Genomic DNA, 1,200 nt, shown 5'->3' on the forward strand with positions numbered 1-1,200 from the left:
CCCCAACTACTGCATTCAGGGTTGATCTTCTCATTGCCACTGCACTCGATTTAATTAATCCCGTGCATTTGAAAAACTGGTTTACTCACTGTTGCTACTGTGCCTCATAAAACTGCAATAGGCTGTAATATTTGTTTGGCTTTTGCTCCGCTTACCTGTTGATCTAATACAAGCGCATCAGCAAATGCTCCCATTGCAGTCCTTGCCTCATCTAGCTGCCAAGACTTCACCTGACCTGGAATTCCTGCTGCATAGCTGACAAGTTGTGCGATTTCACCTAATTGCATCACTTGATCGTCCGCAGCAATAAATATTGAGCCTGATTCAGCTTCTAACGCAGCTACGTAGCAAAGCGCTAAATCATCGACATGAATTAACGTCCAGCGATTCTCGCCTGTGCCAACGTACTGCACAACGCCATACTGACGCGCTGCTTCTACCATCATGCCGATAATTCCTCCACCTCGACCATAAACTAATGCGGGTCGGATAACGATCGCCTGAATGTTGCGATCGCGAGCATTCAAAACGAGTGACTCAAGCTGCGATCGCCAAGCAATTAATGGAGTTGGATCGAGTGGGCTATCCTCAGTTGCCACTTGATTGCCTGTATTGCCCAACAACCAAATCCCAGTTGTGTAGATAAAAGTTTTCCCTGTGCCACTCAAAGCATCCAAAATCGTTTCTACTGCCAGTTGTTCGATACGTGGCATTTCTACATCATTAGTAGATGCAGCATAAATCACAGCATCGACTTGTTGAAGTCCTTCAGCAATGCTTGTAGGGTTACGTAAGTCTCCGCGCAATGCTTGAATGTTGCGATCTAGTTTGTGAACTGCATCATCTGAACGCGCCAATCCTATCACTTGATGTCCAGAGGCTTGTAAAGCTTCTGCTACAGCACTGCCAATGTATCCAGTTGCGCCTGCTACGAGAACTTTCATTGTCATTCTCCAATACTGAAATTTAGTTGGTCAAACAACCAGTAGTTTAAGAATTAAGATGCCCTCCGACTAAAGTCGGGGCTATCCAAGCAAAGTGTACCTTCGTACACTAAAACAAGATTTCTATTAACCTGAGTTCGGGTTAAGCAGATGGAGGTAAAGCCCATTCTAAGTGAAGGGAGGGCTTTTTGGGCTGATGACAATAAGCAATCAAACCACAGAGGACATTAACACCAAAATTGACGGGACTACGATG

1 protein-coding gene and 1 pseudogene are annotated in these 1,200 nt (G+C 45.1%); both read right to left on the reverse strand.

The window, feature by feature from the left end:
- Positions 1–104: 104 nt before the first annotated feature.
- Positions 105–944, reverse strand: coding sequence for an NAD-dependent epimerase/dehydratase family protein (locus IQ230_RS26210; RefSeq protein WP_193935096.1), 840 nt, complete (start codon positions 942–944; stop codon positions 105–107).
- Positions 945–1,086: 142 nt separating this feature from the next.
- Positions 1,087–1,200: pseudogene (locus tag IQ230_RS27215) on the reverse strand (IS982 family transposase); the annotation flags it as partial.

This window comes from Gloeocapsopsis crepidinum LEGE 06123, from assembly GCF_015207655.1.
In the GTDB taxonomy this organism is placed as follows: Bacteria; Cyanobacteriota; Cyanobacteriia; order Cyanobacteriales; family Chroococcidiopsidaceae; genus Gloeocapsopsis; species Gloeocapsopsis crepidinum.